We start from the raw sequence: 7,961 nt of genomic DNA, 5'->3' as shown, positions 1-7,961 counted from the left end.
GGTGCTGTTCCGGATATTGGACATAACCCGTTGGGTGTTGCATGGAACTTGTTTGTTCGCACCATCAAGATACCAATTATATGCAACTTAGCCCAACGGGTTTTTTGTGTCCGTACGTCAGAATCGCACAGCTTAGGTGATTGTTGCTTTGGTGCTGGGGCTTACGAACCCAGCGGCCGCGCAGATTGAGCTCGACAGCAGCGGGCGCATTGGAATTGGATCCGCGACCCCAAGCTCAACTTACCAATTTGACCTCACCACATCGTTGAGCGTTGGATTGCGCGTCAGCAACAATTACGCGTCGTCAACAGGATATGGTATACGAATCGCCTCGCAAGGGAGTGCTACGACAAATTACGGCTTGTACACAGAGGCAGAATCTGCCGGGACGAACACGGCTGTATACGCATCGGCGGACGATGGGACATCCAGCTATGGCGTCAATGCGGTAGCATCGGCTAGCACAAATGCATACGGCGTCCGCGCGAGTGCTCAGGGAAACTCCATCGCGTACGGGCTATGGGCGTCTGCAACGGGTGCAACCAGTACATATGCTGCCTATTTCAACGGGAGTACGTTTGCGAACGGTGGGACGTATCAAGGGTCGGATGGTCGACTGAAGAAAAATATTGTGACGCTTTCAAGACGAGCTTCCCTTGAAAACGTCATGAGGCTATCACCAAAGACCTACGAATATTTGCTTCCTGGCGAGGTTGATGCCTTGGGATTTCCAGACATGCAACTTCCGGAAGGACAGCAAATTGGATTGGTTGCACAGGAGGTGCAGGAAATCTTTCCCAATGCAGTACGGAGTGTCACCCATGTTGGGTTTGATGATGATGGCGTCATGAATGGCCGCACTATGGACGCTCTCGCCGTCAATTACACTGAGTTAATACCTGTACTGATAGCTGTGATTCAGGAACAACAGGCTCAGATCGAGGCTCTTCAAGCGGCAGTTCGTGGAGCGGGAATCGATCTGCCAGAGTCGGCTGGTCAGAATTAATCACAATTCAGGAAGTGGTCGTTTGGCTCCGTGTCGAGACTAGATGATAGACCCGCGACCAAGATTGCCCTGTTGGCTACTGAAGAATTGGAGAAGCCTCAATGAGAAAAATAGAAAGTAAGATTGGTCTCATGCAGGCCGCAATCGTGCTGTTTTTTGTACCGCCAGCGGAAGGTCAGAACGCGGTGGTTTCACTTGCCGCTAACGGAGACCTGCTGGTTACGGCAGAGATGGGCTACACCCAGCAGCCGTTTGATGAATGGGCCTTTGAGCCATATGGAAACGAGGCTGATCCTGAGGGTGACTTTTACAATTGGGTATATTTCGACATATTTAATGGAGCGTACGAGAATAACTATACGTGGGAGAATGTGGACGAAACAACATTCAGAAATACATGGCCTAATTTTACTAAAACAGATCCGTTATGGGATGATTTTCTGAAGCATGCGTACTATTTCGGCCTCTATATATTTGGAAGTGATGAATTCGGAAATCCCTCTGCAACTAATAATACCGGAATTGACAGTCTTCGATATAACGGATCCAATTCGTATGTTGCAGGCAAGTTTAACCAAGGAATTAATGATGCTTGGAACGGAACCCTGAGTCTTAGCTTGTCGATTCCATTCTCCCCAACCGGTGAAGCTCCTATTGGTGGCACTCTCGATCAGGGGTCAAATACTACGAGGACTGACGCAGTAAGGCATGATCCTGAATCTGGAACAGACACTGGGCAGTGGATTGGGGGAAGTTATGGTACCGCGGATTATGTATCTGATGGTCTAGTGAGCGGTTCGTACGAGTTTGTATCATACATCAATACGCATAATGATAAATTGGAGGGTCCCCACGAGAACTTTCTTTCAGCATGGCAGCCTAACGTACCATATGTGCGGTTTACAATTGTTGATTCGAGTAGCCCTATACCTCCCGCGACTTCTATTTCTCATTCGACAACATACATTGGGGAGTCCAATATCAACATCGACAATTCATTTACAATTGAAAGCCCGGCCCATGTAAAATTCATTGTCAGGAACAATACGATCAAGTTCTCCAAGAATTTCACTGCAGAGCTTGGCAGTAGCTTTAGAACGTACAATGATGGTGGCAGCACCTCATTGAGCAAAGGAAATAGCGCTCCACCACCGCCGTCCATTGAGGTGGACGGTTCGGAACTCGTAGATGACGTGGTAGCGCACTCTGGCCTATCCGTTCATCCGAATCCTTCCAATGGCGAAATTCGTATTTCTTACCGCGTAGATATTGCCGGGAGCGTACTGATTGGCGTCTATGATGCCCTTGGAAGAAGGGTGTCAACTCTTGTTGACCGTGCACACCAGCAGGAAGGAGACCATCAGTACACTTGGAACCTCCGGAACACGACCCCTGCTCTGAATAGCGGGACGTATATTGTTCGTGTAATTCAGGGGGGACAAGTGCGTTCCAGGCCGTTTGTATTTATTAACTAGGCAATGCGACATCACTTCATGCATACTGCATGTAGGCATACGGGTCCCGGCGTACAATATGACAGATTGTATCTTGCGTTGGTGGGTTCGGTGTGCCTGTTACTGTTTTTCGCATGCCAAAGCGTCCTCGCGCAGACGTACTCATCAGAGACAGGGTCGTGCTTGGCGGCAAGCAGTAGTTCGTATTTGTCAACAGGAAATGTCAGCGCCCAGGTATTCAACAATGGGGAACTCTTTACCAATGGAGATTCTCTTGGATATGAGGTTCCTCGTGGGTCCGGTAAGCATGCGCTGGAACATATGGGCATCTGGATTGCCTCTGCAACCGACGGTGATGTTCGGGAGGCGGGTACCGTATTCGGGGGGCAGTCAGAATACAACGAATTCTGGCCCGGGCCGTTGTCGGGCGAAACTGCCCCCACAAATTGCAATACGTTCGACAGGATTTATCGCGTCCAATACGAAGACGATGTGCTTGCAGGCCATGCTACCGTGCGACCAGATGTGAGCGCGTGGCCAGTCAATGTCGGAGCCGAATATGACGATGTGAACGGAGTCCCAGGGTATCAGCCTTTTGATGGAGATACCCCGCGCATGTACGGAGACGAAATGTTGTGGTGGCTGATGAACGACCGCGGGAATCGACATCAGAGTACGCGCAGTGATCCAGTCGGTGTTGAAGTAACAGGAATGGCGTATGTGTTCGAGAATCCGGGGGTGTTGGGTAACACGACATTTTACAGGTATGAGGTACGCAACAAAAACCTCGTTTCAATCGATAGTGTTTTTATTGGATGGAAAGTGGAGAGTAGAGACCAACAAGATTGGTATATAGGCACAGATACGACACGTGGAATGATGTACTTGTATAGTCATAATAGTGCCAATGAAGACTATGGTAATCAGCCACCCGCGGTTGGTGTCACCGTCTTGGCACACTCATACAAAGAGGACTCTCGCTCCTCAGTCATTGAACGTGCGTTCTCAAGTACGATGCCACTGTACAGAGAGATCAACTTGCTCGTGTTCAGCAATTATATGTTCCAGTGGCTTACTGGTGAATGGCCGTTCGTAAGATATCTAGCCCCGGTTCCTCAACCACTTGTCGAGGGCGGGGCTGGGGGTTACTTGCGGACGGATTCTGGTAAAGAAACAAAGTTTATGTATCCGGGTGACCCGATCGAATCAGAATTCTGGTCCATGATGAACACCGATGGGGAGGGTTCGACAGCTGGTATAGAACGACAACGGATGCTTGGAAGTATCGGACCATTCTCGCTGGCACCTGATGAAGTTTACACAGCCTCGATTGCCGTCGTTTGGTCGCAGGGCATGGATAATTGGGACTCCATTCGCAAGCTTCGCCAAGACGTGGATTTCGTCAGGGGTCTTTCGACGGTGTTGACGACACCAAGGCCTCCAGCGAAGAGAAACCCTCCTTCACTGTCAAACGATCTTTCATGGGCTGTATATCCAAACCCGAGTGACGGTATCTTTGAAGTGCGGGTTATCGTGCCCAAGCCGATGGAGGTTTCTATGGAACTCTTTGACGTGCTGGGCAGGAAGGTCCACTCTCTGCATTCCGGAGTAGTCCCGATCGGAGAAACTACATTCTCGTCGATCCCCCATTTGCCTACAGGAACGTACTACCTTCGTGGTAAATTCGATCATGTGGTATCCACACGAAGTGTTGTGGTCAATTAATGGTGTGCTGCATAGTCCAGTAAACGTTCTGGCGGCCGGGCACCGCCAAGGAAGTCAGGCGTTGGGTTGCGCATGATCACCCTCCGCACACCGTTGTTCCTGTTGCTGGCCCTGTCGCTGACGGGCTGCCTACCTTCCGCCTGCAATCGGACCGAGTCGCGGGCGCTGTTCCCGGCCGACAGCCTGTCGCGCGAGTTGGCGGCCGAGCTGCCGGTGGACACGCTCCGCGTGGCGGGAACCCTCGCGACGCCGGATCTGGTGCATCCCCGAACGGTCGGCTTTGCCGCGGACGGTACCCTCTGGATGACAGACACCGGAACGGGCTCGGTATACCGTGTTGAATCCGGCGAAAAGAACGCAGCAGGTGTCGGTGCGCCCGGGGAACGGGTGCTGCGCGAATTGCGCCGCCGGACCGACACCTTTCCGTACCTGGCCGGGTTTGCCGCCGACACGGCGCTTGTATTCGAACCCTCCAGCCACACCATGTGGCGCATTGCGCCGGACGGCGACACCGTAGATGTGGCGCTCGGCGGTCGGCTTCCGGAACGGGGCGGACTCCGCTACGCGGCGGCCAACGATTCCGTGTGGGCCATCAAGATCGCGGCCGACGAGTTCGACAGCTACCTGGCCCGGCTCGACCCCCGGACCGGCGAGGCCGTCGAGTCGGTGGGCCTGACGGGAGAGGCGTGGCGGCACGCGGGACTCTTGCGCGTTGAGGGCGACACCATCCGCAGCCTCTCGGCCTACCTGCCCCAGATGCACCTCTGGGCCGGGGCGCTCGACTCGCTCCGCCTGGCGGGCTTCGATTCGCCCATGCTGGCCCGGACGCGGCAATTCGTGCAGGGCGATACGCACGAGCCGCCCATGCTGAGCGCATCGGCCGCCTTCCAGCCCCGGGGCATCCATGTCCTGAACATGCGTCCCGGCTGGCTGCGCATTGACATCTATGACCGCGCGGGGCATCTTCAGTACATTCTGACCCAGCCCGACCCCGGATTCAACAAGAACTACTATCCGACGGACCTCGCGGTGCGGGAATATCCTGACGGCCGCGTGGAATACGCGGTATCCGTGTTGGAGCCCACGCCCCGCGTTGATTTCTTCACCTGGCAGTATCCCTGAGCATGTCCAGCCGCGTCCTGTCCGAGTCCATACGCACCCTCGGGGGAGTCGGCGATCGGCGGGCGGAAGTCCTTGAGGCCCATGGCATAGCGGCGCTGAACGATCTGGTCACGTGGTATCCTCGCAAGTACCTGGACCGGACGAACGTGGTCCCCATCGGGAAGATACACGGCGACGTCGGCGCGGTGACCGTCGTGGGAACGGTCAAGGTGAAGGGCAGCATCCCCGGCCGCCGGGGCCGGCGGTATGAACTCGTGGTGGCCGATGCGTCTGGTGTCCTGACCTGCGTCTGGTTCAAGCGCGTCAAATGGGTGGAATCGGTGTTCAAGACCGGCCAGCAGGTGGCGTTCCACGGCAAGGTGTCCAAGTACGGCGGCGGGTGGTCCATGCCGCATCCCGAATTCGACCTGCTGGACGAAAAGGGGCCGGCGCTGGATACCGGCCGGATCATCGCCGTCTATCCGGGGCATGCCGCGTTCGAGGAAGTAGGCCTCACCAGCCGCACGTTCCGCCGGATGCTCCACGCGCTCATCCGGGACCGGGGCGAGGAGTGGACGGACAATTTGCCGGCGACGCTCGTCTCGCAGCTGGCGCTCATGGAGGGCCGTGTGGCCCGCCGCGCCATCCATTTTCCGAAGTCCCAGGAGGAACTGGACCATGCCCGTCGGCGGCTGAAATTCGAGGAATTGTTCTTTTTCCAGTTGATGATGGCCGCCGTGCGCGGCCGCGTGAAACGGGAGGCCGGGCCGGAGCTGGTAACCGGGGGGACGCTCGTGACGTCGTTCCTGGACGATGCGTTGCCGTTCCGCCTGACCGCCGCGCAGGAGCAGGCCTTGGCCGATATCCGCTCGGACGTGGGCAGCAGCAGCCGGATGAACCGGCTGCTGCAGGGCGACGTGGGAAGTGGGAAAACAGTCATCGCCGCAGCCGCCGCCCTCATGGCGGCCGACTCCGGGTATCAGGCCGCCTTCCTTGCGCCCACCGAAATCCTGGCCGAGCAGCATGCGCGTACGCTGGTGGGATTGCTCGAACCGCTTGGCGTCCGGGTGGGACTGCTCACCGGCTCGACGCCGACGGCCGTACGGCGCGACACCCTGACGGGCCTGGCCGACGGGTCGGTCTCGATTGTCGTCGGTACGCATGCCGTCATCCAGGAAGGCGTCGCGTTCCGCTCCCTGGGGCTTTGCGTCGTCGATGAACAGCACCGGTTCGGCGTGGAGCAGCGGGCGGTGCTGTACGAAAAAGGGGAGCGCCCGCACGTGTTGCTCATGTCGGCGACGCCCATTCCGCGCTCCTTGGCGCTGACGCTGTATGGTGACCTGGACGTAACCGTCATGCGCGAGCGGCCGCCCGGCCGCCAACCCATTGAAACCGTCCTGCTGTGGGACAGCCGCCGCGAAGAACTCCACGCCCTGCTGCGGCGCGAGCTGGCGGCCGGGCGGCAGGCCTACGTTGTCTATCCGCTCGTGGCGGAAAGCGAAACGCTGGATTTGAAGGACGCCGAATCGGGATTTGCCGAACTGAGCGCGGCGTTTCCGGATGCGGGGGTGGATCTGGTTCACGGACGCATGAAGTCCGCCGAGAAAGAGGCGGCCATGGCCCGTTTCGTGGCCGGCGAGACCGGCATCCTGGTATCCACGACCGTCATTGAAGTGGGGGTCGACGTGCCGAACGCCAGCGTCATGGTCATTGAGCACGCCGAGCGGTTCGGGCTCAGCCAACTCCACCAGTTGCGCGGCCGCGTGGGCCGGGGCGTGCACGCGTCGACCTGCGTGCTCATGTCCGACTTCAAGCGGAGCGCTGACGCCCGCACCCGGCTGGAAGCCATGACGCGCACCGAGGACGGGTTCGAACTCAGCGAGATCGATTTGCGCATCCGCGGGGCCGGTGACTTTTTCGGTACCCGTCAGAGCGGCCTGCCCGCATTCCGCCTGGCCGACCTCGCCGAGGACGGCGAACTGCTGGACGCCGCCCGCTCGGCTGCCCGCCGCCTGCTGGACCTGGACCCCGCCCTCCGCCAGTCCGTCCATCTGCCCACCCGGGAGTGGTTCGAGACGTTTATCCTCCCGGATGGTCTCAAGAAGGCGGGAATCGGGTGATTGCACATCTTCAACCACAAATTCTAACGTGGCAGCCTGAACCGCCCCGGGTTTGCTGGAGACTCCAAAATATGAGAGATTGGAGTCATGAAAGCAAAAGCAGGTTCTTTGAGGTACGCCCCGGAAGTCCGGGAGCGAGCAGTGCGTTTGGTATTCGATCACGCGCATGAATACACGTCGCAATGGGCAGCGATTCAGTCGATCGCCGAGAAGATTGGCTGTACGGCGGAGACCCTTCGAAGATGGGTCCGTCAATCGGAATATGACGAAGGCAGACGAGCTGGTACGACCACCGGTGAACGTGAACGGGTGAAGGAGCTGGAGCGTGAGGTCAAGGAGTTGCGACACGCCAATGAGATCCTCAGAAAAGCGTCGGCCTATTTTGCCCAGGCGGAGCTCGACCGCCCACAAAAGTGGCTCTACGATTGTTCGTGTGGGTAGCGCCGTTCATCGAGCCCCTGCAGGGTAGAGGTCAAGGCCTCCCAGATGGAAGTAGATGGCATCTGCAAACCGCTTCTTGTTGCGGAAGCCTCGGCTCTTGACTTTGATGGCCTT

At 57.1% G+C, this 7,961-nt stretch carries 5 protein-coding genes and 1 pseudogene; all 6 read left to right on the top strand.

Annotated features, from left to right (window positions below):
* The first annotated feature begins 136 nt into the window (after positions 1–136).
* The 6 genes and pseudogenes from RIE53_04725 to RIE53_04700 all read left to right on the top strand — a co-directional run bounded on the left by RIE53_04725 (position 137) and on the right by RIE53_04700 (position 7,840).
* Complete coding sequence (locus RIE53_04725; GenBank protein ID MEQ9103980.1) at positions 137–1,006, top strand: tail fiber domain-containing protein; 870 nt, start codon at positions 137–139, stop codon at positions 1,004–1,006.
* Positions 1,007–1,107: 101 nt separating this feature from the next.
* Positions 1,108–2,481 (top strand): T9SS type A sorting domain-containing protein, encoded by a 1,374-nt coding sequence (locus RIE53_04720; GenBank protein ID MEQ9103979.1) that lies wholly within the window; start codon positions 1,108–1,110, stop codon positions 2,479–2,481.
* Between the two features lie 162 nt (positions 2,482–2,643).
* Positions 2,644–4,185: a T9SS type A sorting domain-containing protein gene (locus tag RIE53_04715; protein MEQ9103978.1), complete on the top strand. Its 1,542-nt coding sequence runs from the start codon at positions 2,644–2,646 to the stop codon at positions 4,183–4,185.
* Positions 4,186–4,257: 72 nt separating this feature from the next.
* Positions 4,258–5,307: a hypothetical protein gene (locus RIE53_04710; GenBank protein ID MEQ9103977.1), complete on the top strand. Its 1,050-nt coding sequence runs from the start codon at positions 4,258–4,260 to the stop codon at positions 5,305–5,307.
* 2 nt (positions 5,308–5,309) lie between these two features.
* Positions 5,310–7,406, top strand: coding sequence for an ATP-dependent DNA helicase RecG (gene recG / locus RIE53_04705; GenBank protein MEQ9103976.1), 2,097 nt, complete (start codon positions 5,310–5,312; stop codon positions 7,404–7,406).
* 87 nt (positions 7,407–7,493) lie between these two features.
* Positions 7,494–7,840, top strand: a pseudogene (locus tag RIE53_04700) (transposase).
* Positions 7,841–7,961: the final 121 nt, after the last annotated feature.

It is taken from the genome of Rhodothermales bacterium (genome assembly GCA_040221055.1).
GTDB lineage: Bacteria > Bacteroidota > Rhodothermia > Rhodothermales > UBA10348 > 1-14-0-65-60-17.
The sequence above is the reverse complement of the archived record's forward strand: the minus strand, read 5'-3'. Positions and strand labels throughout refer to the sequence as shown.